This is a genomic window from Arenibacterium sp. CAU 1754 (assembly GCF_054482635.1).
In genome coordinates this window covers 1-23,455 of sequence record NZ_JBTLRG010000006.1, presented here as the reverse complement: position 1 = coordinate 23,455, position 23,455 = coordinate 1, and the positions used below count along the sequence as shown (strand labels likewise).

The window sequence follows — 23,455 nt, the reverse complement described above, 5'->3', positions numbered from 1 at the left end:
CGGCCTTAGGTTCGCCTTGCCCGGCACCCCGACAATTTGCGTGAGATTCATGACAAAACCAGACCTGACAAATCCATTCAAAACCGCCCTTGCAAACGGACAGGCCCAGTTGGGCATCTGGAGCACTCTGGCCAGCCCGCTGGCCGCAGAAATCCTGGCCCAATCCAGATTTGACTGGGTCCTGTTTGACGCGGAACACACCCCGGTTGAACTGTCTGGCCTCATGCCGCTGCTGCAAGCCGCCGGAAATGGACCGGCGCATCCCGCCGTTCGCCCGCCCTGGAATGATCCGGTGATGATCAAGCGGGTTTTGGACATGGGCGCACAGACTATCCTGCTGCCCTTCGTGCAGACCGTGGAGGAGGCCGAGCGCGCGGTCGCGTCGGTTCGCTATCCCGGGCGTGGCATGCGCGGGGTTTCAGGGGGCACGCGCGCCGGGATGTACGGGCGCAACAAAACCTATCTGGCGGACGCCTCGGACAACATCTGCACCCTTGTGCAGGTTGAAACCACCGAAGCCCTGAGCCGGTTAGGCGATATCGCCGCGGTGGACGGCGTGGATGGCGTGTTCATCGGCCCATCCGACCTTGCCGCCTCGATGGGATACCTGGGCAACCCGGCCGCGCCCGAGGTGCAGGATGCCATTTGCAAGGCCGCACATACCATTCGCGCGGCGGGCAAGGCACCGGGCATTCTGGCGACATCGGCCATAGACGCAAAACGCTATCTCGACTGGGGTTTCCTTTTTGTCGCCTGCAGTATCGACATGAAAATCCTCGTCGATGGCGTCGATGCTTTGCACTCTGACGTGGCTGGCGCGATGTCCTGAACCCAGCGGCCTGCAAAAAGATTGACGGACACGTGGCGGAACATTATTGACTTTGGCAACATATATTTTGGCAAAGTCATAACATGGATAATCCGGAACAAGACCCGATCATTTCACAAGTGCGCGCCTTCAACCGGTTTCACACGCAATGGGTTGGTGCGCTGAACGATCACATGCTGGCCTCGGATTATGGGCTGCCACAGGTCCGGGTTCTGTATGAAATAGCCAATCCGCCTGCAGATGGCCCGCCGTCCGCCAGCGCATTGGCGCGCGCCCTGCAGATGGACACCGGATATCTCAGCCGGATCGTGGCCGGGCTTGAATCCGCAGGGCTGATTGCGCGCACCCCCTCGCCCGGAAACGCCAAACGCCTGTCGCTGTCATTGACGGAAGCGGGCCGCGAAATTTTCGCCGGGCTGAACCGGAGTTCGGCCGAAGAGATCGCCGCGCGACTGAAACCGCTGGATGCGACCGAGCGTCGGCAACTGACCGGTGCCATGGCCCGCGTCCGGCGATTGCTGGGCGACACGCCGCCAAAGCCCACCTTCATTCTGCGCGATCCCGAGGTCGGCGACCTGGGTCACGTGGTGCAACGCCAATCCGACCTTTATGCACAGGAATACGGATGGAACTGGGAGTTCGAGGCCCTGCTGTGTGAAATCATGGCGCAGTTCATTCGCAGTTTCGATCCGGACAGGGAACGCGCCTGGATCGCCGAACAGGAGGGGGACATCGTCGGGTCCGTCTTTGTGGTGCGCGAGGATGACAGCACCGCCAAACTGCGCATGCTCTATGTCGAACCCGATGCCCGCGGCATGGGGTTGGGGCGGAGCCTGGTCCAGGAATGCCTGCGCTTTGCACGGACGCGCGGCTATACGCGCATGGTGCTCTGGACCAATGATATACTGACCTCGGCCCGCCACATCTATGAAACAACCGGATTTCGATTGATCGGCGAAGACCCTCACCACAGTTTTGGCAAGGATCTGGTCGGGCAGAACTGGGCGCTGGACCTTTAGGACCTAGCCAACCTGCCGCCCGTGCGACCAGACGCCTCGCACGACCGGCGTTCCCTGAATGCGCGTGACGCGCACGAGGTCGGCGTGCAAACCGGGGGCAATTTTGCCGCGATCCGTCAAACCCGTGGCTTGGGCCGGGGCCGATGTGACCGTGGCAATGCCGCGGGGCAGATCGTCCCACAGATCCGCCAGACGGAAGGCCGCGTTGATCAGGGCGGACGGCACGTAGTCGGACGACAGAATGTCCAGCAACCCCGCCTCGGCCAGGGTATGGGCCGCGACGTTGCCCGAATGCGATCCCCCCCGGATCAGGTTGGGGGCACCCATCATTACGGCGATGCCGTGGTCGTGGCAGGCCTGCGCCGCCTCGATCGTCGTTGGGAATTCAGCCAGCCGGATGCCGTGACCCGCACTTGTCACGACGTGGTCCCGCGTTGTGTCATCATGGCTGGCCAGCACCGCGCCCAGCCGGCCGGCCGTCTGCACGGCGGCCGCCTCGTGCATATCGCCCAGCCGGGCCCGGTTTCTTGTCTGGATCACGACGTAATCGTCAAACTGGGCCTCCGACATGCCCTGTTTGCCACGGACGTAGTCTTTGAATTTTGCCATGTCGCGGAATTGCCGCTGACCCGGCGTGTGATCCATGATCGACAGGATACCGACCCGGTCCTCTTCGGTGAACTTGGCAAGTTCGTCGATCAGGGTCTCGGAACAGACTTCGGCCCGCAGGTGCAAAAAGTGACTGATCCTGAGCACGCCGCGCGCCCGGATATCCAGCAGTTCGCGCGACAGGGCCCGCGCGTATTCCCGGTAATCTTCGCGGGGGCCCGACACGACCGAGCCGACACGCATGGCGTCAAACACCGTTGTGATGCCAACGCTGGCCAATTCACCATCATGGGCCAGGATGGCGGCGGCATGGGGCCAGTCGACCTTGGGGCGGGGCTGGATGTGGCGTTCCAGATTGTCGGTGTGCAATTCGATCAGGCCCGGCAGCACCAGGTCCCCTTCGCAGTCGATCGCCCCCGGAACGGCAGTGCCGCCAGACGATACGTCAGCAATGCACCCGTCGTGCACGCGAACAGAGCCGTGGATCACCTCGTCCGGCAGAACAAGCTGCGCGTTGGAGAAAATTGTTTCACTCATGGTTTTTCCCATTTCAAACCGCAGACGCCCGCCGGCGCAAGTGCTGCCAACAGCGCAGATGTCGCATCCTCCAACGCGCCCGAGTTGTCGATTTCGATGACATGCAACCCTTCGGGCAGCGGCAGCGCCGCGCGTTTCAGGCGCCTGTCAATGTCCCGTGGGCCTTCGCGCCCCCGTGCCGTCAACCGCGCGGCAAGGATATCCGGCCGGGCGGTGACATGCAGGACCAGCAATCCGGGAAAAACGCGCACCGCATCGCCCAGCATGGCGCGCGAACCGTTGAACAACACATCCTGACCCTGCTCCAGATCATCCAGAACGGTTTTGGGAATTCCATAACAAAGCCCGTGCGCCTGCCAGCTGAGCACGAAATCGCCCGCGTCGGAGCGCGCGTTGAACTCGTCCATCGTGACCGCCTGAAACGGTTCTCCGCCCGCCTCGGCAGGTCGGGTAATGGCGCGCCGGACGATTTGCAGATCCGGCCGTGCCCGGTGCGCGGCGCCGATCAGCGTGTCCTTGCCAGCACCCGAGGGCCCGACGATTGTGTAAATGCGCCCTGTCAAAACGCGCCCCCGTGCATGTTCGCGGCCAGAGTATCGTTGCAGCGTGTCATACCTGAAGCCCCGAGGACACAAGAAGCTGGTTTTTGGCATGTTCCCCATCATCCAGCAGGCGTTCGCCGAAATTGCCCCCCGGTTCGATGCGACATTTCAAATCCCGACCCGCAAGGGCACAAAAAAATGCGGCCCACAGCAGGTGCCGCAGGCCGCAATGGTTTCCGGAGTGGTGGAAGTCAGGTGTTTTTCTGTGGCAGCATGCCCACCGTCACGTCCAGCGTGCGGGTCTTGCCCTTGCGCAGGATTTTGACCTTGGCGTCCGAATCCGGCGCGGTATCGGCCACGGCGCGAGGCAGATCGGCCAGATCCGAGATTTCGGCACCGGCGAATTCAAGAATGATATCGCCTTTTTCGAACCCGGCCTTGGCGGCGGGACTGTCGGGGCTGACGGCCTCGACAACTGCGCCGCGCGGGGTGTCATAGCCCAGAACGGCGGCGACCTCGTCGCTCATCGGTTTGATCTGAACGCCCAGCCAGCCGCGCTGAATCTGACCGTCATCGGCCAGATCGGCGACGACCTTGCGCACCATGTCGGACGGCACCGCAAAGCCGATCCCGACCGAACCACCATCGGGCGAGAAGATCGCGGTGTTGACACCAATCACCTCGCCCGCGCCATTGAACAGCGGCCCGCCGGAATTACCCCGATTGATCGCGGCATCGGTCTGGATAAAGCTGTCATAAGGTCCGGCGTTGATATTGCGCGCCGTCGCTGAAATGATACCGGACGTCACCGTGCCGCCCAGACCGAAAGGGTTGCCCACGGCGACAACCTCATCGCCCACGCGCATCTCCGCCGACTTTCCGAAGGCGACAGCGGGCAGGTCCGCGTCGCTGGAAATCTTGAGCAGGGCAATATCGGTCATTGGATCGCTGCCGACGACCTCGGCCTCGAAACTGCGCCCATCGGACAGTTTCACGGTGACGGTTTCAGCACCCTCGACTACGTGGTTGTTGGTCACGATCTGGCCATCGGCACTGATGATGAACCCGGACCCCAACCCATTGCGCGGTTGCGGCTGGGGCATATCGCGGAACAGTTGATCGAACGGCGTGCCCTTGGGCATCTGGCCGCGGAAATCGACCGGGGCCGCCTTGCCCGTCACTTCGATGAAGACAACGCTGGGCGATACGGTTTCGACCAGATCGGCATAGCCGCCCTTGACGACGGCAAAGGCGGGTGTGGCCCCGACGACGGCGCCCGATGTTGCGGCAAGTGACCCGGCCAGCAGCAATGCGCCCAATCGCATGGGCGAGGAAAGTGTGTTGGAATGTGTCATGGAACCCTCCAGTTTTCTGACTGGGATCAACATGGCGCCCCCTCGTGACAGGCAAATCTCGGGCCCTATACAAATCTGTAAGGTTGGCGCGGGTGGGTCGATCGGCCTTGCGATAGATGGCGCGACGCATACATGATTGGCAATAAAAGCGACCGAAATACCGGGCCTTTCAAGGGTGCATATGAAACTGCTGATCGTGGAAGATGACCAGACCACCAGCGACTATGTCGCCAAGGGGTTGCGCGCCGAGGGCCATGTCGTTGACGTGGTCGGCAATGGGCGTGAAGGGTTGGTGCAGGCCACGGCGCAGGATTACAACGTGATCGTGGTTGATCGCATGTTGCCCGAACTGGATGGCCTGTCGCTGGTCAAGACCCTGCGCGGCGCGGCAAATCACACTCCGGTGCTGTTCCTGACGTCGATGGGCGGAGTCGAGGAACGGATCGACGGGCTGAATGCGGGGGCCGACGATTATCTGGCCAAACCGTTTTCGTTTGGAGAGTTGTCAGCGCGCATCGCGGCACTGGCCCGCCGGCCGCAGATTCAGACGGACGAAACAGTGCTGAGCGCCGGAGATCTGAAAATGGACCTGATCCGGCGCAAAGTGACCCGCTCGGGGCAGGACATCACCCTGCTCCCCCGCGAATTTGCCCTGCTCGAACACCTGTTGCGGCGCAAGGGGCGGGTCCAGACGCGCACCATGCTGCTGGAGTCCGTCTGGGACATCAATTTCGACCCGCAGACAAACGTGGTCGAAACCCATATCAGCCGGTTGCGCGCCAAAGTGGACAAACCCTTTGACCACGAATTGATCCAGACGGTGCGGGGCGCCGGGTACAGGATCGAAGCGTGAGGACACATCTGCTGCGCTCGATGCCGATGCGGCTGGCCCTGGGGCTGGTTGCGCTGTTCGTGGCCGTCAGCCTGGCCAGTCTGGCGGTGACATACCTTGTGACCCGTGAATCACTGGAGCGCAGCATGCGCGAAGATCTCGCGCAGGACATCGCCGGGTTCCGGGCTGCGCCCAGCGCCGGGGCCGTGGCCACGCTGATCGACGCGCAGGCCGATGTGACCGACCCTGAACGCATGATCCTGAGCTATTTCGCGCCCAACGGGCGCCATTACGGCAACGTGCCCATCCGCCGTAACAGGACCGGCTATCACGTGGTATCGCGGGGTCCATCGACACCAACCATAACGGGCCCGTTCATGGCGCTGACGACGCGGCTTTACGGGGGCGAACTGACCATCGCCCGCAGCCGGTCCGAAATCGAGGAACTGCGCAAGGTGTTCATCGACATCCTCTGGCTGAGCCTGTTGCCGACCGTCTTGTTGGCGCTGAGCGGCGGGCTGTACCTGGCATGGCGCAGCGCGCGGCGGGTTGCGGTGATCGAGAACACGCTGGAAGATCTGACAACCGGCAACTTGTCGGCGCGCACCCATCCCCTGCCCGGCTGGCCCGACGACCTGAGCAGCATCGCGGACAAGGTGGACCGCATGGCCAGCGCGCAGGAAAATTCGGTTGCCGCCCTGCGCCAGGTATCGGCCGATATCGCCCATGACCTGAAAACGCCCATTCAGCGGGTATCGGTACATCTGGATGAACTGGGGCAAAGCGAAACGCTTTCGGATGAGGACCGCGAGCTGGCCCAGCAGGCCAGTCAGGAAATCGACGGCGTCGTGTCCATCTTTCAATCCCTTTTGCAGATCGCGCAGATCGAATCCGGATCGCCGAAAACGCGGTTCGCACCTGTTGATCTGTGCGATCTGGCCAAGACCTTTGGCGAGATTTACGAACCGGCCGCGCAGGAAGTTGGCCGCAGCCTGAGTGTGGACACGCCGGACGCCCCCGTGATGGTTACTGGTGACCGCGACCTGCTGGGGCAGGTTCTGGCCAACCTGATCGAAAACGCGCTTAGGCATACGCAGCCAGGCACGGCGATCACGGTGCGCGCGGGCACCGAATATGGACGCCCCTGCCTGAGCGTCGCGGACACCGGGCCGGGCATCCCCGAGGTCGAGCGCGAAAACGTGCTCCAGCGACTCTATCGGTTGGAGCGCAGCCGTACCACACCGGGCAGCGGTCTGGGCCTGAGCCTTGTGTCCGTCATCGCCGCGCTGCACGGCGCGTCAGTCGAGTTGTCGGACAACGCTCCGGGGCTGGTTGTTGCCTTGCGTTTCAGCTGAGGTGCAGGTTCGCACCCGATCCCTTTTACGCGCGCCAAGCTTCGCGTAATTGGCCGGGCAAACCTAAGGTTGCAGGTGCCTTGGAACTGGTCTCTGCGCAGCAAAAGCACAGTGCCGGACCTGCGAGAAAAACGACTCTGGCAGCAGCGGGATCGAAACTGTATTCTCTTTCAAATTGCAAAGGGAGACGCCTTGGAACATGGCTTGCGCAACACCCCCAAGCAACTGTTGCAAGGACTGAACCGTTGAGAAAAAGAACACCCAGCACAGAAGACGGCAAGACAAATGCCGCGGTGGGCAGTGACCGGCAATTCATCACATCGCTGCATCGCGGGCTTGAGGTGCTACGCGCCTTCCGCCCGGATGACCGCAGCGGGCTGAGCAATCGGGATCTGGCCGAACGGACGGGCCTGCCCAATTCCACCGTATCGCGGCTGACCTTCACATTGCTGCAGACCGGGTTCCTGTCTTACGACAACGATACAGGACGATATCGCATGGGTGTCCCCGTGCTCAGCCTTGGCTACGCCTGCCTGAGCGGCATGCCGATCCGCGAGGCGGCCCAGGGTTATATGCAGGATCTGGCCGATTACTGCGGCGAAGGAACGATGGTGGCCCTTGGCGGGCGCGATGCGCGCACGATGATCTATTTGGCCTGCGCCAAGTCGCGCAGCAGCGTGATATCGCTGCAACTGGGGGTCGGGTCGCGGATTTCGCTGGCGCGCTCGGCCATGGGGCGCGCCTATCTGGCCGCCGTGCCCGAGGACGAGCGCCGCGAATTGCTCGATGATCTCAGGCAGCATTATGACGCGGATCTGTGGACCAGCCTTCTGGCCGGGATCGAAGATGCCAAGGCGCAGATCGCCGAGCGCGGGTTTTACGCCAATTACGGAGAATGGCGCCCCGGCGTGCATTCGATCGCCGTGCCGTTCCAGTCGCAGCAAAGCAACGCGCCGCTTCTGGCATTCAACCTTGGTGGTCCTTCAAATTTCCTGCCCAAGGAAAAGATGGAAGGCGATTTTGGCCCCCGGCTGGTCGAACTGGCCGAAACACTGAGTCAGCGGGCGATTTCCTTTACCTGACCCCAAAAGACCCAACGGCATGGGTTGCGCCCCGGACCGGGGCCAAGTGATATGCACACAGGGCGGCGGTCTATTTGAAAACCGCCGGAACAGGAGGAACACACATTGTCCATGCCCAAGGCTTTTGCGAACCTGCGGATCCCGGTGATCGGAAGCCCGCTTTTCATCATTTCAAATCCCGATCTGGTCATCGCCCAGTGCAAGGCCGGTATCGTCGGATCATTTCCGGCGCTGAACGCACGCGAGGCGGACGGCGAACCGATTGAACTGGAACGCTGGCTGACCCGGATCACCGAAGAGCTGGACCGCTACAATCAGGCCAACCCCGACACCCCGGCCGCGCCCTATGCAGTAAACCAGATCGTTCACAGATCGAACGAGCGCCTTGAACGCGACGTCGAGATTTGCGCCAGGTTCAAGGTTCCTGTCTGGATCACATCGCTGGGCGCGCAAACTTGGGTGAATGATGCGGCCCATTCCTGTGGCGGGCTTACTTTTCATGACGTGATCAACAACCGCTTTGCCAAGAAAGCCATCGAAAAGGGCGCCGACGGTCTGATCGCGGTTGCGGCCGGGGCCGGTGGACATGCCGGGGCCCTGTCGCCGATGGCCCTGATCCAGGAAATCCGCGAATGGTACGAAGGTCCGGTGTTCCTGTCCGGCTCCATCGCCAAGGGCGACAGCATTCTTGCGGCACAGGCCATGGGCGCGGATGGCGGATATATCGGGTCAGCCTTCATCGCAACGCAAGAGGCCAACGCGACCGAGCGTTACAAGGACATGATCGTCGAAAGCGGCGCCAGCGACATCGTCTATTCCGACCTCTTTACCGGTGTCTGGGGCAACTATCTGAAACCGTCCATCGCGGCGGCGGGGATGGACCCTGACAATCTGGAACGCTCAGATCCGTCGAACATGGACTTCAGCGCGGGTCGTTCGAAACCAAAAAGCTGGAAGGAAATCTGGGGATCGGGCCAGGGCATCGGCGCGGTGGACAGGGTTGTTCCGGCAGCCGAACTGGTCGATCGGCTGGCCGCTGAATATGACGCGGCCCAGACGCGCCTGGCCAAGACACTGGGCTGGACCCGCTGAAACGGACATCGGGGGCGGATAACGGCCGCCCCCGGGGCTTTCTCACCCGTCCACGGCTTCGCGCGCGGCCTCTTCGGCCCTGAGCGCCTTGCGGTCCGGTTTGCCGACGGGCGTGTGTGGCAATTCACTGCGAAATTCCAGATAGCGCGGGATTTCATGGCGGCCCAGCTTATCCTCCAGAAAATCCTTCAGCTCCTCCAGCGTGAATTCCGACGCGCCGCTGTTCAGGACGACGAACACCTTGGCGCTTTCGCCGCGATAGCTGTCGGGCACACCGATGGCCATCGCCTCGGACACGTTTGGGTGCAGGTGCACGGCGTTTTCAATGACCAGCGGATAAACGTTGAACCCGCTCGACAGGATCATGTCCTTCTTTCGGTCCACAAGGTAAAAGTACCCGTCTTCGTCCATGTATCCGATGTCCCCCGTCAGAAACCAACCCTCGCAAAAGGCGGCCTTGGTCTCCTCGGGTTTGTTCCAGTATTCTTGGGTGACGTTCGGCCCCATGATGGCGATTTCGCCCGACTCGCCGGGGGCAAGCGTTCTGGTCGGGGCGTCCACATCGACGATCTTCATGTCTAGTCCCGGCAACGGCAGACCGATTGTGCCCAGCTTTTCATCCGGCATGCCGCGCGGCACATGTGTGCCTGCCGGCGATGTTTCGGTCATCCCCCATCCGCCGCGCAGTTTCTGGCCAGTCAGCTGTTTCACACGGTTATAGACCTCGACCGGCAAAGGCGCCCCGCCCGAGGCAATATAGAGCAGCGAGCTGAGATCACGTTTCTCGATTTCGGGCACTTGCAGCAGGGCGATCCATGTTGTCGGCACGCCGCCGAAGGCATTGATCTTCTTTTCTTCGATCTCTTTCACGGCCTGCACCGGGTCATAGCGCAAGCGGATATGCAGCGTGCCGCCCTCGTGTGTGCGTTTCAGCAGCCCGGTGGTCAGGCCCATGATGTGAAACAGCGGTGAATAGACCAACCCGGAACTGCCCGGGGCCGAAGCCGGATCTTCCTTTGTCTCTTCGTGATACATCTGCACCGCGGAACATAGGTTGTGATGGGTCAGCACCGCCGCCTTGGGCACGCCGGTCGTGCCCCCGGTATATTGCAGCAGCGCCATATCCTGCGGCGTGACCGGCACCGGATCATAGGGCGCGCCCTCATGCCCGGCCCAGAAATCATCAATACCGATGGCCCCGGGCAAAACCGGGCAATCCCGCCCCTGCGCCGACACTGGATCGGGGCACTGAACCAGCGGGGGGATTTCGTCGTTAGCCAGAAGCGACTGGAAATGATGGGCAAATTCCGGGGTTGTCAGGCTGATCACCAGTTTGGCGCCGCTATCGTGCAGCTTGTGCGCGATTTCGCGGTCTGCATCCAACGGGCTGAGATGGGTCACCGCTGCCCCAGACGCGATGATCCCGAAGAAAAAGATCGGATGCCAAGGACAGTTCGGCAGATGCAGGGCGACCCTGTCGCCTTTCTGAATACCCCGCGCCCTGAGCGCCGACGCCACCCGCGCCGCCAGCGCGCGCATCTCGCCGTAGGTATAAGACTTGCCGTAATATTCGATCAGCACCTTGTCGGTGTAGGTGTTGAACGCATCGGCCATCATGGCCGTCCACGTTGTTGCGGCCGGTTCGAAATCCGCCCTGACACCACTGAGGTACTGTTTGTGCCAGGGGCGTGACCCCGGCTTAAGTGGCAGCGTCATTCTGCATCCTCCCGCTTGAAATCCCTTTTGCCGCAGTCGCCCTTCGGCACTGCCTGCGTCCTTGCCCGCAGGGTGATGACCCGTTGCTCCTCCATCGGCCCCTCCCCCCTTGGACGACCCTGCGGCCAATACCGCGATGCGGAACTTAGTTCCGCAGCCTGCCGAGAAGCTAGAAACTGTTGGGCAAACCTGCAACCCCAATGATGGCAGGACGGGCGCGGGATTGCCGGCAGCCCGTCAAAGTGGGTATCGGTTTCATGCTATCGGCTGGCGCCTCACGCCGAATGCGGCACAACCACGAGATGGTCGTCACGGTCCAGCAAAAGCTCGGGCGAGATGTGCCAATACTGGCCGACCAGCTGCTTTGAAATCACCGCTTCGGGGGTGTCCTGGCAGATCATCCGGTTATCGGCCAACAGCACGACCCGATCGCAAAACCGTGCCGCAAGGGTCAGGTCGTGCAATGCGGCAATCACGGCCGCCCCTGTCTCGCGGGCGTGGCGCTGCAGCGCTGCGAGCGCGGCAAGCTGGTGATGCAGGTCAAGGGCCGATGTCGGCTCATCCAAAGCCAATAACGCGCTGCCACGAAATATGCGCTGCACCAGAAGCACCCGTTGCTGCTGACCGCCCGACAACGCGCGCATTGATCGTGCCGACAGGTCGCCAAGGAAAAAACGCGCCAGCAGGTCCTGAGCGGCGGCAATGGCCCTTTGCGTGATGCGCCACCCCATTTCCTCGCGCCGGCCCAAAAGAACACAGTCCAGCACGCTGAGATCGGAGCGAACTTCGAAGGCTTGCGGCAGGAAACCGATGTCGCGACGACCGAGAGTCCGCCGGCCCTCACGGATGACGACCCTCTCCTGGCCGAGGCCTGCGATGGCGCGCAGCAATGTGGATTTGCCTGCGCCGTTCGGCCCGACAACGGCCGCGATCGAACCGCGAGGCAGTTCAATGTGCATGCCCTCCAGAACCTTGTGGCGGCCCCTGTGGAGCGGCGGGATTTCGAGGTCAAACATTCAGGCCTCCTTGTGATTGAGGATGACGACAGCAAGCATCGGAATGCCCGCAATGGCGGTCACAATGCCCACCGGAATCGCCGCGCCGGTTGAAAGCATCTTGGCCGCGACCGAAGCCGAACTCAGGATCAATGCACCCGTGATGGCGGACAGCGGCAGCGCATAGCGGTGGTCTTCTCCGACCACGGCCCGCGCGACATGGGGTGCGATCAGGCCGACAAAGCCAATCGTGCCCGTGAACGACACGGCGGCGGCGGTCAGCGCGGCGGTAAGAAGAAAAACCCGGCGACGCAGGGACGCCGTATCCAACCCGAGACTTTCGGCATTCGCCTCGCCCATCCGCAAGGTGGTCAGCGCCCAGGTGTCGCGCGCAATGAACGGCAGACACAGCGCGACGATGACGGCCGCAACTTGCACCGCGGTCCAATTGGCCTTGAGCAGAGAGCCAAACAGCCAGAACACGATCTGCTGGAGCACTTCCGGCGAGGCCAGAAACTGCACCAGGGACTGCAGGGACTGGAAAAAGAACAAGACCGCGATGCCTGCCAGAACCAACAACTCGGGCGCGGTGCCCTTGAGCCGGGCCACGGCCCAGACCATCGCGGTTGCGCAAAGCGTTGCGGCAAAGGCGGACAGCGGCGTGAGAAGCCAATCGGGCACCGGCAAGGCCATGGACGCGCCAAACATGATCGCAAGGGCCGCCCCGAACCCCGCAGCCGCCGAAAACCCCAGCGTAAAAGGCGAGGCAAGCGGGTTGGCAAGGATCGTCTGCATCATCAACCCCGCCAGACCAAGCGCCCCGCCGACAATAAGCGCAAGGAGTGTCTGAGGCAGCCGGATCTGGAACAGGATGGCAGCAGCCGCGCGATCGGCGCCCTGAGGCCCGTCGAGGAACGTCTGCCACAGTTTCGCCGGTGACATGCCGGACGGACCCGACATCAGGTCAATCATCGCCACCAGCGTAAGCAGGAGGAACGAAGCGGCAAGCGCCGCCCCCCGCCTTGCCGAGCGTTCCCGCCACGCGACCAGCGCGGCGGGTGTCTGCCCGGACACGATCATTTCAGCCGCGTGACAAACACGCCGTCTGCGCTGACCGGCATCCAGGTGTCGTAGTATTCGGCAAGTTCCGCCGCCGGATCGACATCGGCAAACGCATCAGGATAAAGCGCCTTGGCAATGGTTCGGGCATAGACAAAATCCGACAATGTGCGGTTGCCACCGTGGTAGATGCCATAAACCTGCTTGTCCTTGACCGCGGGCAGATCGGCCCAACCTGCACGGGTCATATAGGCCGCCATTTTCGGCTGTGCGTCCTCACCATTCTGACCAAATCCAAGGCGCACGGCTTCGGGCTTGTTCAACCACTCGGACCCTGCGAGCAGGATCACGTCGGGCTGTTGCGCGATCACATATTCAGGCGACAGCGGCCCCCAGTTTTCGACCTGTCCCCGGGCGATATTGTCCCCGCCGACCAGGTTGATGACACCGGCCCACATGCCGTTGCCGTACGAGTTGCCAATGGTTTTCGGGCCTTTCTGAGCCAGCTCGACATAGATTTTCTTGTTCGAGGGGCCAGCCTTTTGGACGCGGGCCAGCGTGTCTTCGGTTTTGGCCTGATACATCTGGGCAAGCTGTTCAGCGCGCTCAGGCTGTCCCATGACCGCCCCCAGAACACGCGTCGAAAGCAGGTGCTTTTCGAGGGTCTGCGCATTGTAGTTGAGCGCAACAACCTTGATCCCGGCGGCTTCCAGTTGCTTCACGCCCGGCTCTCCCAGCGCCGCGGTCTGCCAGCTTGACAGAATGGCGACCTCGGGGTTGGCGGCGATCAACGCTTCGGCCGACATGGTGTTGTCGTCGGCGTTGCCAAAATCCGGCAGGGTCTCAAGCGCCGGGAACCTGGCGGTGTAAACCGCCCATTGGCCCGGGCGCCAATCGGCCCACGGGGCGCGGGACAGCGCGACAATCTTGCCTGCTCCTTCTTCACCGGCGACAGCCAGATAGTCCTCGAAATAGAACCCCAGCGCGACGCGTTGCGGCACGTCCTCAAGGGTGACGGTGCGACCATCCAGGTCGGTCACGGTGATCTCGGCCAGGGCCGGAGACGTGGTGAACATCAGCGCGGCAAGCGCCGCGAATTTGGCGAATTTCATTCGTGTTTTCCTGTATATGAGTAGTCCCCCCGCAAAAGTGCGGGTGGTGATCGAGCGCATGATTTCAGGAGGCTGCGTGTGAGCGCACTGCCCTATCGGCGGGTCATCCGCAGGGGCACCTGAAACGAGCGGAAAGCGTGGCCGAGGCCCCACAGCTCTTCATTGTCCGGAAAAAAGTGGGGGCGCGCGTGGGTGCGACGGCGGCCACGCGCCTTGGACGTGGGAAGGCGCGGGCTGGAATTCGGGGACAAAGGCACTGAATTCCGCCGCACTGTAAAGGCCGCTTGCGACGTTCTGAACGGCGGCAAGGGACAGCGAAACCGCGAGGCATTCCGCCACCTCGGCTTGTTCCTCATGCGATGGTTCCTGATCACTGATGGACCCATCCGCCGCCATCCAGATTTCGCGCGGACCTTCGCCGGTACACAAAACCAACCGCGTCCCGTCCGCATCGACGGTCCGCATCATGCCCTCGGGAACGATCCCCGACAGGCACAGCGCCAGCAACAAGACAGCCGAACCCATGCGCCCGAAAGCGATCATGCCAGCGAAGCCGCGAGGCAAGAGCCGGATGTGGGACATGTTTGGCCGTCTCATCAAGTTACATTACCCGAGAGATTTAGGGGATGATTTGACCTGGCGCAATTCGATTGCAGAAATCGACCTGCGCAGGGCTGACATCGAGACAGGCGGCCTTGACCGGCATGCAGGTTAGTTTCACAAAAGGTTAAACTGTATGAGGTCGGATCATGCTGGCAAAAGGGATCACGCTGCGCGGGCTCGAAGTGTTCGAGGCACTCGCGAAAACCGGGGCGGTCGCCCAGGCGGCAACGCTGACCGGGCTGAGTCAGCCCGCCGTTTCCCAGCAACTGCGCAATCTGGAAACGGCGCTGGGCGCCGACCTGGTCGATCACGGGCGCCGCCCGATGCAGCTGACCCCGGCGGGGCGCAGTTTTCTGGCCCGGACCGAGGCGGTGCTGAGCGAATTGCGGCTGGCGCAGAGCGAACTGACGGTCATGGACCTGACGCATCTAAGCACGCTGAGCATCGGGTTGATCGACGATTTCGACGACGATCTGACGCCGCGGCTGGTGACGACGCTGGCCGAGAACATGACCCGCTGCCGGTTCAAGCTGATCACCGCACCCAGCCATGAGATCAGCGAGGCGATGCAGGCGCGCGAATTGCATATCGCGGTGGCCGCCAGCACCGGGCAATTGCGCGAAGGGATCATTGAATACCCGCTGGTGCGCGACCCATTCATTCTGGTTGCGCCGCGTGGCGTGGCCACGCCCGGCGAGGATATCATGGGCGCGTTGAGCGGCCTGCCGTTTCTGCGTTATGCCCGCGAACAGTTGATCAGCCAACAGGTCGAAGCGCATCTGGCGCGCCAGAAACTGCACCTCGAAGAGCGGTTCGAAATCGGCAGCCATCTGGCCCTGATGGCAATGGTCGCGCGGCGCATCGGCTGGTCGATCACGACACCGCTCGGGTACATGCGGGCGGTGCGGTTTCAGGATGAGATCGATGCTTTTGCCCTGCCCTTTGGCGCGTTTTCCCGCACAATTTCCCTGTTCGCCGCATCCGACTGGGCCGACCGGGTGCCGCGCGACGTGGCCCAGACCGTGCGCCGCCTTGTCCAGAGCCAGGTGATTGATCCGGGCCTGTCGCGGCTGCCATGGTTGGCGGGACAATGGCATGTGATTACCGAAGCAAGCGCCGAATGACGAAGCCTACACTCGGTTCCGTTTGACCCTGTGGCCAACGCACCTCTCCTCTGGCCATAGACACTTTCGGGAATGCAACGGGGAAACCGCGCGTTCGACTCGTCCCAGCCGAATAGCGCAGTTTCGGTTTTGCTTAATTTAGCGCCGCACGCAGCGGCCGTTCCCACATTAGGCAAGGGCCCGTTTCAGCCCCGCAGCGGCTGTTTCGATCAGGTCCAGCGCGCCATCGAAGTCACGGGTGTAATAGGGATCGGGCACATGGCTGGCCCCGGTGTCAGAGGCATAATCGGTGAACAGATGGACCGGGGTGTCGTTGCCGGTTGGGCGCAAGGTTTCGATGGCGGAAACGTTGTCGTCATCCATGGCGATGATCAGGTCAAACCGGCCAAAGTCGCCGGGCGTGAAGGTGCGTGCACGCAGGTCCGACAGGTCAATGCCACGCGCCTTGGCGGCCTGCTGCATGGGGCCATAAGGCGGCTCACCCAAGTGCCAGCCCGATGTACCGGCGCTGTCGGTTTCAATCTCGGGTGCGAGGGTGCGAAAGACGCCCTCGGCCGCCGGAGAGCGGCAGATGTTGCCAAGACAGACAAACAGAATTCTAATGGCCATGGGCTGCGCGCTCCTTTTCGGGCTTTACCCCGGGACATGGGCAAAAACGCGCGCCAGTGCCAGCGGAAAAACACGGACGGGGACCGGAACAGATGAGCAAGATCGTGATCCTGACCGGGGCCGGGGTGTCCGCCGAAAGCGGCATGGGCACGTTTCGCGATGAAGGCGGGTTGTGGTCGCAGCACCGGATTGAGGACGTGGCGACCCCAGAAGGTTTTGCGCGCAACCCGGCCCTGGTGCAGGCGTTTTACAACACGCGCCGCGTGGCCGCCGCCCGGGCCGAACCCAACGCGGCCCACGTGGCACTGGCGCGATTGCAGGCTGAATATCCGGGCGATGTGGTGATCGTCACACAGAATGTCGACAGCCTGCACGAGGCAGGTGGCACGCGTGACGTGATCCACATGCATGGCACGCTTGCCGGGGCGCTGTGTGCCGGTTGTGGACACCGCTGGCCCGCGCCCGAGGAGATGCAGGTGAAAGAACCCTGCCCGGCCTGTCGGCAACCGCTGGCGCGTCCGGACGTGGTCTGGTTCGGCGAGATGCCGTATCACATGGATCGCATCTATCAGCACTTGGCCAGTGCGGATGTGTTTGCCGCGATCGGCACGTCGGGTCAGGTGTATCCGGCGGCCTCATTCGTGCAGGAGGCCGCCAGTGCAGGGGCGCATACTGTCGAGCTGAATCTTGACCCGTCCGCGATGGTGTCGGAATTTGACGAAACCCGGACGGGTCCCGCCACCCGGGTCGTGCCCGGGTGGGTCGAGGACCTTTTGGCCGTCTGATCAGCTGTCGGTTTTGGGCATCTTGTGTGTCATGGGGGCGCCATGCATGGGCTTGCGCTCCAGATCGACGGGCACCTCGATCTCCACATCGCCTGCCTGTTCAAAGGTCAGGGTCACAGAAATCATCTCACCCTGCTTCAACCCTTCTTTCAGGCCAAGGAACATGACGTGGTCACCGCCGCGCTGCATGATGTGGGTGCCGCCCGCCGGAATGGCGATGCCGCCCTCGATCTCGGTCATCTGCATGACGCCGTTGGCATCCTGAATGTGGGTGTGCAGTTCAACACGCTCGGCAATTTCCGACCGGGCCGCGATCAGGCGATCATCCTGATCCGAATCGTTTTTCAGCATCATGAAGGCGGCGCCGGTCTTGGCGCTCATCATCGAACTGCGGGCGTAAGGGTCCATCACCTTGATGGCATCTTCGGCCATGGCCGCACCGGCCAGCATGAGAAAGGCGGTCGCCCCGAGAATATTGGTTTTGATAGACATGACTGTCTCCTGTCTTGCGATTTGTATCTGAATTTCAGTGGATTTTGGGATTCAGAGATCGCAAGGAGGCGCGCGGGCAATGGCGCGCGGGACATTCGGTTCGCTGGCCTGTGTTGTGACTGTGACAGGATCGATCCGCCCCGACAGTTCGGCCTTGCGCGCGATGGCAAGTACCGGGGCCACGTGGTCAAGCAGGGTCAGCGCGCAGTCCGGGCAATAGCGCGGCGGCGCGGTCGGCTGACCATCTTCGTCGACGAAAACCTGAACAGGCCCGGTGCCCGTGCACAGGATCATCTGGCCCGCCGGACCGGATGCACCACGGGCACTGGCCATGCTTTGCCCCGTGAGGATCAGCAGCAGGACCAGCAGCAACCGGGGTAATGTCAGAGCTACCTGTCGCATTCCGTTTTTCATATATGTGTTGCCACATCTGACGCAAGCGCAAACAGCCCCGCCGTTTCCGGCAGGGCTGTGTAAATCTTTACCACCTTGACCTGATCAGGCCGAAGCGGCCGCCTTGGCGATTGCTTTCTTGACCTTCAGCATATTGGCCGACAGTTCGTCGTCCTTGGCTTTGGCCAGAAAGGCGTCCAGACCACCGCGGTGATCAACGCTGCGCAGGGCGGATGCGGAAATCCGCATTTTGACGCCACGGCCCAGAGTTTCGGACTGCAGGGTCACATCGTTCAGGTTCGGCAAAAACCGGCGACGGGTTCTGTTCTTGGCATGGCTGACATTGTTGCCAGACATCGGGCCTTTTCCGGTCAATTCGCAAATGCGCGACATGGGATCATCCTTCGTCTCATCGGCAGGCGCTGCTGGCCCGTCCAAAACAAACGGGCACCGCCACTGGCCGCGCCCCGAAATTCGTCTGCTGCCTTTAGGGGGAATCGCACAAGGGGTCAAGGGGTTTCCCCCTTTTCGGCACCGTGATCGGGCCACCTTTGTCCCATGTCCCGGGGCAGCAGGGTTCAGATATCGCGCGCCAGCCGGGTGCGCAAGGCCGGCGGCAACAACCGGCGCAGCCAATATTTGCGCGCGACCTTTGCATAGGTGCGGTGGAACCAGCCCACCCGCGCCTGAAGATCAGGCGTCATGCGGGCAAATTCGCGGGCGCTGATCTGGATCGGCGGGCGTTGTTCGTACCCGCCGAAATCGCGGTACCAGGACCGGTGAAACGTCAGGTAGAGCAAGGGGCGTATCCGGTCGGACCGGTTGGCGATCCCGCGGTGCAGCACGCGCCCGTCGGTCAGCAGAACCGAGCCGACCCGCACCTCGGGGTCGATGCTGCCTGTTTTCAGCCCTTCCTCGGTCCCCGCCACGTGGTGGGTGCCCGGCCAGACGCGGGTGGACCCGGTTTCGGCATTGGCATCCACCAGCGGCACCAGCATGGTGATGGAATAGGGCGGCAGATCATGGTCGGCCTGATTGTCCTTGCCGAAGAGTTGTTTGGCGTCCCGATGCAGGAACTGATCCGGCGCCCCGGGAAACGAGGCGATGCCGCTGACGGTGGCGACGATGAAATCCTCGCCCAGCGCCCCGGACAACAGCGGTTTCAACAGCGGGTTGGCTAGCAATCCGGCATCGTTGATCGGTCCGGCGATGGGCAGGGTAAACAGCGGGCGTTTGTCCTGCTTGTTCGTGCGAGCCAGAAACGGCCTGGACGTTTCGCGGAACGCGGTGTCGAAATTTTGCATCTGTTCGGGCGAGAACAGGTTGTCGACCCGCAGGTATCCGTTCTGCGCAAACAGCCGTGCCGCCAGTTCGGCCTTGTCCGGGGTCAGCGCCCCGGCGCGGCGTTCATCGTCGGTGACGGCGATGCTCGAAACATCGTGTGATCCGACCTGAGCGGCCAGTTCTTCAATATGCTGCGCCAATGCCATGCAAATCCCTTCGCCCCGAACGGGACAAAAAATTCATTCTGAAACTGGGACATATCGAACAGCCTTGCCGGGAACCTGTCAACTGCCAAGCAGCGGTTACGAGCGTCCCAACTGGTCGAGAAACGCGCTGGCGGCGCTGGCCGGGCTGATGTCGCCCTGGGCCACCGCATCGCTCATCCGGCGCAGGTGCGCGCGGGCGTCTTGCGTTTCCAGCTGGGCCAGCAGGGCCTGTTGTACCTCTTGATGGAACCAATACCGCGCCTGATCCGCTCGTCGGGTGGCCCAGTGTCCGTTGTCCTTGCGCCATTGGCTCAGGAACTGCATTTCCTCCCAGGCCTCGGCAAGGCCGGTTTCCTGCACCGCCGAAACCATCATCGCCTTGGGGTATCCGGGCGGGTCCTGGGGCCGTTTGCGCAGCAGGCGCAGCGCACCGGCGTAATCGGCGCAGGTGCGCATGGCGGTGGGTTTCAGATCGCCATCTGCCTTGTTCACAAGGATCAGGTCGGCCATTTCCATGATACCGCGTTTGACGCCCTGCAGTTCATCGCCCCCCGCCGGTGCGAGAAGCAGCAGGAACAGGTCGGACATTTCCGCAACCACGGTTTCGGACTGGCCGACACCAACGGTTTCAATCAGCACCACGTCGAATCCTGCTGCCTCGCACAGGGCCACGGCCTCACGCGTGCGGCGGGCTACGCCGCCAAGGTGGGTCTGGCTGGGCGAGGGGCGGATAAACGCGTTGGGTTCGCGCGACAGACGGTCCATGCGGGTCTTGTCACCCAGAATCGACCCGCCCGACCGGGTGCTTGACGGATCGACCGCCAGAACCGCAACGCGCAGCCCCTTGGCAATCAGCATCATGCCGAAACTTTCGATGAAGGTGGATTTGCCCACCCCCGGCGTGCCCGACAGCCCGATGCGCAACGCGATGCGTCCCGAACGGGCGAGGTGATCGAGAAGCTGGGCCGCCTGTGCACGGTGATCTTCGCGCTGGCTTTCCACCAGCGTGATGGCGCGGGCCAGTGCCCGACGGTCGCCTGCCAGAATACGTTCGCCCAGATCGTTGATATCCATCGCCCTGCCCCACGTTTGCGCGCGATACATGCCGCAAGTGGCGCGCGAATGTCCAGACATTGGCGCGTGCGGATCGCTGGACGGCGGCGCGTGGTTTGGCGATAAGGCGGCGATGCACGACCGTTTGCCCATTGATGACGCCCTGCCCGACCTGATCGCCGCCCTGCGCGCCCGGGGCCGCGCGGTGCTGCAGGCGCCCCCCGGTGCCGGGAAAACCACGCGCGTCCCGCTGGCGATGCTCGAGGCGGGTCTGACCAAGGACCGCATCGTGATGCTCGAGCCGCGCCGTCTCGCCGCGCGGGCAGCGGCCGAGCGCATGGCGCAAACGCTGGGCGAAACCGTGGGTCAGACAGTGGGCTATCGCATTCGGGGCGAGGCGAAGGTATCCAAATCCACCCGGATCGAGGTTGTGACCGAGGGAATCCTGACCCGGATGATCCAGTCCGATGCTGACCTGCCCGGGGTCGGGGCGGTTCTGTTCGATGAATTCCACGAACGCTCGCTCAATGCCGATCTGGGGCTGGCCCTGTGTCTTGAGATCGCAGGCGCCTTGCGGGACGATCTGTTCCTTCTGGCGATGTCGGCCACGCTGGATGCCGGTCCGGTGGGCGATTTGATGCAGGCGCCTGTCATCACCTCCGAGGGGCGCAGTTACCCGGTTGAAACCCGCTGGCTGGACCGCCCCCTTCCGCCCAAGGCACGGCGGCAGGATGCGCTGGCCGATCTGGTGATCCGCGCCGAAAAGGAAACGCGCAAAGAAGGCGGCGGCATTCTGGTGTTTCTACCGGGTGAGGGTGAAATCCGGCAGGTTCAGGCGGTTCTGGAACGCTCCCTGCCCGACACCTGCGTGGTGCGCCCACTGTTCGGGGCGATGCCGTTCGAGGCCCAGCGCGCCGCGATTGCGCCGGTGTCGTCGGGGCGCAAGGTGGTACTGTCGACTTCGATTGCGGAAACCTCACTCACCATTCAGGACATTCGCGTCGTGGTCGATGGCGGGCAATCGCGGCGCGCGCGGTTTGATCCGGGATCGGGCATGTCGCGCCTTGTCACCGAACGTGTCACGCGCGCCGAGGCGACGCAGCGCCAAGGCCGTGGGGGGCGCGTGGCCGAAGGCGTGTGTTACAGGCTGTGGACCAAGGGCGAAGAGGGGGCTTTGGCCGCCTTTCCCCCGGCCGAGATCGAGGCGGCGGACCTGACCGGTCTGGCGCTGGAACTGGCGCTGTGGGGGGCGGCGGCGGGCGATCTGCCGTTCCTGACCCCGCCACCCGACGGCGCCATGGCCGAGGCACAGGCGTTGCTACGCATGCTGGGCGCGCTGGATACCCATGGCGGGTTGACGGCGCATGGCAAGGCGCTGGCCGACCTGCCCCTGCACCCGCGCCTAGCCCATATGCTGGTTCTGGCCGGGCCGGATGCCGCACCCCTGGCGGCGCTGATGGCCGAACGCGATCCGCTGCGCAATGCGCCCGCCGACGTGACGCTGCGCCTGCGCGCCCTGCGCGATCCACGCAGGGCTGAACGGGAACGGCCCAACAGCGTCAACCGCGGCGCGATCGAGCGGATCAAGGCCGAGGCCAAACGGCTGGAGCGGCAGGCCGGGGAACGCCCCGCCACGCCATTCAGCCCGGCAGCCATGGCCGCGCTTGCCTATCCCGACAGGGTCGGGCAGCGGCGCAAGGGCGATGCGGCGCGGTTCGTGCTCTCGGGGGGTAAGGGCGCGGTGATGCGCGATGACGACCCGCTTGCCGGTGCGCGCTATATCGTGGCGATTGATACGGACGGCAACCCGCGCGAAGCGCGTATCCGGTTGGCCGCACAGATTGGCGAGGGCGAAATCCGCGCGTTGTTCGCCGATCAGATCACCTGGCAGGACATCTGCGAATGGTCCCGGCGCGACCGCCGCGTGGTGGCGCGCAGGCAGGAACGGTTCGGTGCGCTGGTTCTGGAGGATCGCCTGTGGAAGAACGCGCCCGAGGACGCGGTTGCACGCGCCATGCTGGACGGGGTCCGCGATCTGGGCCTGCGCCTGACGCCCGCCGCCGCCCGGTTCGCCGCGCGGGTGGAACTGGCCCGCGCCGAAGGGGTGGACCTGCCGGATATGTCGCCGGACGGGTTGATGGCCAGCCTCGAAACATGGTTATTGCCGATGCTGGGGGCTGTGCGCAGTGCCGAGGACTGGAAACGGTTCAACCCGCTGGAAGCGTTGCGCGCCACACTGAGCTGGGACCAGATACAGCAGTTGGACACCCACGCGCCGGACAGTTTTGTCACCCCGCTGGGGCGCAAGATCCCGATTGAGTATTCCGAAGACGGGCCCGAAATCGCAGTCCGGCTGCAGGAAATGTTCGGCGTCACCCGCCATCCGACCAGCGGCGGTGTGCCGCTGAAGATCACGCTGTTGTCCCCCGCCCAGCGCCCGGTGCAGGTGACCCGCGATCTGCCGGGGTTCTGGGCCGGGTCATACGATGACGTGCGCAAGGACATGCGCGCCGCCTATCCCAAGCACCCCTGGCCCGAAGACCCCACCCAGGCCGACCCGACACTGAGGGCCAAGCCGCGGCGGTAGAGGCAAAATAACCACGCCAAGGGCAGCCTTGACGCGGAATGATGACTCTGGAAATGTCGATGTGGACCTGTCGCGGTTTGATGCCGCTCCTTTGATAGCATTTACTGCAACAAAGGAGACTGACTATGGGACTGAAACGAACGGACGAATTCCGAGCAGATGCGGTGCGTATCGCGCTGACCAGC

Annotated in this window: 23 protein-coding genes; 9 read left to right on the top strand and 14 right to left on the bottom strand. The window is 63.0% G+C overall.

Features of this window, described 5'->3' with window-relative positions; translation table 11 throughout:
• Nucleotides 1-49 precede the first annotated feature (49 nt).
• Together ACXYMO_RS18210 and ACXYMO_RS18205 are read left to right on the top strand one after the other, a co-directional pair.
• Nucleotides 50-829, top strand: a complete 780-nt coding sequence (locus ACXYMO_RS18210; protein WP_458880176.1) for an HpcH/HpaI aldolase family protein — start codon at nucleotides 50-52, stop codon at nucleotides 827-829.
• An 83-nt stretch (nucleotides 830-912) separates the two neighbouring features.
• Entirely contained in the window at nucleotides 913-1,848 is a 936-nt protein-coding gene (locus ACXYMO_RS18205; RefSeq protein WP_458880175.1) for a bifunctional helix-turn-helix transcriptional regulator/GNAT family N-acetyltransferase, read from the top strand.
• A 3-nt stretch (nucleotides 1,849-1,851) separates the two neighbouring features.
• Here ACXYMO_RS18205 and ACXYMO_RS18200 read toward each other — a convergent pair whose 3' ends face one another.
• The 3 genes from ACXYMO_RS18200 to ACXYMO_RS18190 all read right to left on the bottom strand — a co-directional run bounded on the left by ACXYMO_RS18200 (nucleotide 1,852) and on the right by ACXYMO_RS18190 (nucleotide 4,891).
• Nucleotides 1,852-2,994, bottom strand: coding sequence for an alpha-D-ribose 1-methylphosphonate 5-triphosphate diphosphatase (locus tag ACXYMO_RS18200; RefSeq protein ID WP_458880174.1), 1,143 nt, complete (start codon nucleotides 2,992-2,994; stop codon nucleotides 1,852-1,854).
• Nucleotides 2,991-3,557, bottom strand: coding sequence for a phosphonate metabolism protein/1,5-bisphosphokinase (PRPP-forming) PhnN (gene phnN / locus ACXYMO_RS18195; protein WP_458880173.1), 567 nt, complete (start codon nucleotides 3,555-3,557; stop codon nucleotides 2,991-2,993). Before phnN ends, ACXYMO_RS18200 begins: the two co-directional genes overlap by 4 nt.
• Nucleotides 3,558-3,787: 230 nt before the next feature.
• Entirely contained in the window at nucleotides 3,788-4,891 is a 1,104-nt protein-coding gene (locus ACXYMO_RS18190) for a Do family serine endopeptidase (RefSeq protein WP_458880172.1), read from the bottom strand.
• Between the two features lie 181 nt (nucleotides 4,892-5,072).
• Here ACXYMO_RS18190 and ACXYMO_RS18185 point away from each other — a divergent pair, with 181 nt between their 5' ends.
• The 4 genes from ACXYMO_RS18185 (at nucleotide 5,073) to ACXYMO_RS18170 (ending at nucleotide 9,252) form a co-directional block, all read left to right on the top strand.
• Nucleotides 5,073-5,744, top strand: a complete 672-nt coding sequence (locus ACXYMO_RS18185; protein WP_458880171.1) for a winged helix-turn-helix domain-containing protein — start codon at nucleotides 5,073-5,075, stop codon at nucleotides 5,742-5,744.
• Entirely contained in the window at nucleotides 5,741-7,078 is a 1,338-nt protein-coding gene (locus tag ACXYMO_RS18180; RefSeq protein WP_458880170.1) for a sensor histidine kinase, read from the top strand. The genes ACXYMO_RS18185 and ACXYMO_RS18180 overlap by 4 nt, the downstream gene beginning before the upstream one ends.
• A gap of 245 nt (nucleotides 7,079-7,323) precedes the next feature.
• The gene (locus ACXYMO_RS18175; protein ID WP_458880169.1) at nucleotides 7,324-8,160 is read left to right on the top strand and encodes an IclR family transcriptional regulator; all 837 of its coding nucleotides are present in this window, start codon (nucleotides 7,324-7,326) and stop codon (nucleotides 8,158-8,160) included.
• 111 nt (nucleotides 8,161-8,271) lie between these two features.
• Complete coding sequence (locus ACXYMO_RS18170) at nucleotides 8,272-9,252, top strand: NAD(P)H-dependent flavin oxidoreductase (RefSeq protein WP_458880168.1); 981 nt, start codon at nucleotides 8,272-8,274, stop codon at nucleotides 9,250-9,252.
• A gap of 42 nt (nucleotides 9,253-9,294) precedes the next feature.
• Here ACXYMO_RS18170 and ACXYMO_RS18165 read toward each other — a convergent pair whose 3' ends face one another.
• The 5 genes from ACXYMO_RS18165 to ACXYMO_RS18145 form a co-directional block, all read right to left on the bottom strand.
• Complete coding sequence (locus tag ACXYMO_RS18165) at nucleotides 9,295-10,968, bottom strand: long-chain-fatty-acid--CoA ligase (protein WP_458880167.1); 1,674 nt, start codon at nucleotides 10,966-10,968, stop codon at nucleotides 9,295-9,297.
• A 275-nt stretch (nucleotides 10,969-11,243) separates the two neighbouring features.
• A complete protein-coding gene (locus tag ACXYMO_RS18160; RefSeq protein ID WP_458880166.1) occupies nucleotides 11,244-11,984 on the bottom strand; it encodes an ABC transporter ATP-binding protein in 741 nt (246 codons plus the stop codon).
• Complete coding sequence (locus ACXYMO_RS18155; protein WP_458880165.1) at nucleotides 11,985-13,043, bottom strand: FecCD family ABC transporter permease; 1,059 nt, start codon at nucleotides 13,041-13,043, stop codon at nucleotides 11,985-11,987. It abuts the gene before it with no gap.
• A complete protein-coding gene (locus ACXYMO_RS18150; protein WP_458880164.1) occupies nucleotides 13,040-14,134 on the bottom strand; it encodes an ABC transporter substrate-binding protein in 1,095 nt (364 codons plus the stop codon). The genes ACXYMO_RS18155 and ACXYMO_RS18150 overlap by 4 nt, the downstream gene beginning before the upstream one ends.
• 159 nt (nucleotides 14,135-14,293) lie before the next feature.
• Nucleotides 14,294-14,659 carry a DUF2946 family protein gene (locus ACXYMO_RS18145; protein ID WP_458880163.1) on the bottom strand — a complete coding sequence of 122 codons (366 nt, stop codon included), beginning with the start codon at nucleotides 14,657-14,659 and terminating at the stop codon, nucleotides 14,294-14,296.
• A 224-nt stretch (nucleotides 14,660-14,883) separates the two neighbouring features.
• Between ACXYMO_RS18145 and ACXYMO_RS18140 the strand changes: the two genes are divergently transcribed.
• Nucleotides 14,884-15,861, top strand: a complete 978-nt coding sequence (locus ACXYMO_RS18140; RefSeq protein WP_458880162.1) for a LysR family transcriptional regulator — start codon at nucleotides 14,884-14,886, stop codon at nucleotides 15,859-15,861.
• 168 nt (nucleotides 15,862-16,029) lie between these two features.
• On the opposite strand, the gene ACXYMO_RS18135 is transcribed toward ACXYMO_RS18140, so the two are convergent.
• Nucleotides 16,030-16,470 (bottom strand): low molecular weight protein-tyrosine-phosphatase, encoded by a 441-nt coding sequence (locus tag ACXYMO_RS18135; protein WP_458880161.1) that lies wholly within the window; start codon nucleotides 16,468-16,470, stop codon nucleotides 16,030-16,032.
• A gap of 92 nt (nucleotides 16,471-16,562) precedes the next feature.
• Here ACXYMO_RS18135 and ACXYMO_RS18130 point away from each other — a divergent pair, with 92 nt between their 5' ends.
• A complete protein-coding gene (locus ACXYMO_RS18130; RefSeq protein ID WP_458880160.1) occupies nucleotides 16,563-17,255 on the top strand; it encodes an NAD-dependent deacylase in 693 nt (230 codons plus the stop codon).
• Here ACXYMO_RS18130 and ACXYMO_RS18125 read toward each other — a convergent pair whose 3' ends face one another.
• The 5 genes from ACXYMO_RS18125 to meaB all read right to left on the bottom strand — a co-directional run bounded on the left by ACXYMO_RS18125 (nucleotide 17,256) and on the right by meaB (nucleotide 20,704).
• A complete protein-coding gene (locus ACXYMO_RS18125; RefSeq protein ID WP_458880159.1) occupies nucleotides 17,256-17,747 on the bottom strand; it encodes a copper chaperone PCu(A)C in 492 nt (163 codons plus the stop codon).
• Nucleotides 17,748-17,798: 51 nt separating this feature from the next.
• Complete coding sequence (locus tag ACXYMO_RS18120; RefSeq protein ID WP_458880158.1) at nucleotides 17,799-18,149, bottom strand: hypothetical protein; 351 nt, start codon at nucleotides 18,147-18,149, stop codon at nucleotides 17,799-17,801.
• Between the two features lie 96 nt (nucleotides 18,150-18,245).
• Nucleotides 18,246-18,533 carry a 50S ribosomal protein L28 gene (gene rpmB / locus ACXYMO_RS18115; protein WP_458880157.1) on the bottom strand — a complete coding sequence of 96 codons (288 nt, stop codon included), beginning with the start codon at nucleotides 18,531-18,533 and terminating at the stop codon, nucleotides 18,246-18,248.
• Nucleotides 18,534-18,718: 185 nt separating this feature from the next.
• On the bottom strand, nucleotides 18,719-19,630 hold the full coding sequence (locus tag ACXYMO_RS18110; protein ID WP_458880156.1) for a phytanoyl-CoA dioxygenase family protein: 912 nt from the start codon (nucleotides 19,628-19,630) through the stop codon (nucleotides 18,719-18,721).
• A gap of 96 nt (nucleotides 19,631-19,726) precedes the next feature.
• Nucleotides 19,727-20,704: a methylmalonyl Co-A mutase-associated GTPase MeaB gene (gene meaB, locus ACXYMO_RS18105; protein WP_458880155.1), complete on the bottom strand. Its 978-nt coding sequence runs from the start codon at nucleotides 20,702-20,704 to the stop codon at nucleotides 19,727-19,729.
• A 112-nt stretch (nucleotides 20,705-20,816) separates the two neighbouring features.
• Here meaB and hrpB point away from each other — a divergent pair, with 112 nt between their 5' ends.
• The gene (hrpB, locus tag ACXYMO_RS18100; RefSeq protein WP_458880154.1) at nucleotides 20,817-23,270 is read left to right on the top strand and encodes an ATP-dependent helicase HrpB; all 2,454 of its coding nucleotides are present in this window, start codon (nucleotides 20,817-20,819) and stop codon (nucleotides 23,268-23,270) included.
• Nucleotides 23,271-23,455 lie beyond the last annotated feature (185 nt).

Bases quoted from the DNA above. Each gene is read 5' to 3' on its own strand.
- ACXYMO_RS18135 (WP_458880161.1), bottom strand. From the start codon at position 16,470: ATGGCCATTAGAATTCTGTTTGTCTGTCTTGGCAACATCTGCCGCTCT.
- ACXYMO_RS18160 (WP_458880166.1), bottom strand. From the start codon at position 11,984: ATGTTTGACCTCGAAATCCCGCCGCTCCACAGGGGCCGCCACAAGGTT.
- hrpB (WP_458880154.1), top strand. From the start codon at position 20,817: ATGCACGACCGTTTGCCCATTGATGACGCCCTGCCCGACCTGATCGCC.
- ACXYMO_RS18190 (WP_458880172.1), bottom strand. From the start codon at position 4,891: ATGACACATTCCAACACACTTTCCTCGCCCATGCGATTGGGCGCATTG.
- ACXYMO_RS18120 (WP_458880158.1), bottom strand. From the start codon at position 18,149: ATGCGACAGGTAGCTCTGACATTACCCCGGTTGCTGCTGGTCCTGCTG.
- rpmB (WP_458880157.1), bottom strand. From the start codon at position 18,533: ATGTCGCGCATTTGCGAATTGACCGGAAAAGGCCCGATGTCTGGCAAC.
- ACXYMO_RS18210 (WP_458880176.1), top strand. From the start codon at position 50: ATGACAAAACCAGACCTGACAAATCCATTCAAAACCGCCCTTGCAAAC.
- meaB (WP_458880155.1), bottom strand. From the start codon at position 20,704: ATGGATATCAACGATCTGGGCGAACGTATTCTGGCAGGCGACCGTCGG.
- ACXYMO_RS18145 (WP_458880163.1), bottom strand. From the start codon at position 14,659: ATGGGTTCGGCTGTCTTGTTGCTGGCGCTGTGCCTGTCGGGGATCGTT.
- ACXYMO_RS18205 (WP_458880175.1), top strand. From the start codon at position 913: ATGGATAATCCGGAACAAGACCCGATCATTTCACAAGTGCGCGCCTTC.
- ACXYMO_RS18155 (WP_458880165.1), bottom strand. From the start codon at position 13,043: ATGATCGTGTCCGGGCAGACACCCGCCGCGCTGGTCGCGTGGCGGGAA.
- ACXYMO_RS18150 (WP_458880164.1), bottom strand. From the start codon at position 14,134: ATGAAATTCGCCAAATTCGCGGCGCTTGCCGCGCTGATGTTCACCACG.
- ACXYMO_RS18200 (WP_458880174.1), bottom strand. From the start codon at position 2,994: ATGAGTGAAACAATTTTCTCCAACGCGCAGCTTGTTCTGCCGGACGAG.
- ACXYMO_RS18165 (WP_458880167.1), bottom strand. From the start codon at position 10,968: ATGACGCTGCCACTTAAGCCGGGGTCACGCCCCTGGCACAAACAGTAC.
- ACXYMO_RS18185 (WP_458880171.1), top strand. From the start codon at position 5,073: ATGAAACTGCTGATCGTGGAAGATGACCAGACCACCAGCGACTATGTC.
- ACXYMO_RS18125 (WP_458880159.1), bottom strand. From the start codon at position 17,747: ATGTCTATCAAAACCAATATTCTCGGGGCGACCGCCTTTCTCATGCTG.
- ACXYMO_RS18140 (WP_458880162.1), top strand. From the start codon at position 14,884: ATGCTGGCAAAAGGGATCACGCTGCGCGGGCTCGAAGTGTTCGAGGCA.
- ACXYMO_RS18110 (WP_458880156.1), bottom strand. From the start codon at position 19,630: ATGGCATTGGCGCAGCATATTGAAGAACTGGCCGCTCAGGTCGGATCA.
- ACXYMO_RS18130 (WP_458880160.1), top strand. From the start codon at position 16,563: ATGAGCAAGATCGTGATCCTGACCGGGGCCGGGGTGTCCGCCGAAAGC.
- ACXYMO_RS18170 (WP_458880168.1), top strand. From the start codon at position 8,272: ATGCCCAAGGCTTTTGCGAACCTGCGGATCCCGGTGATCGGAAGCCCG.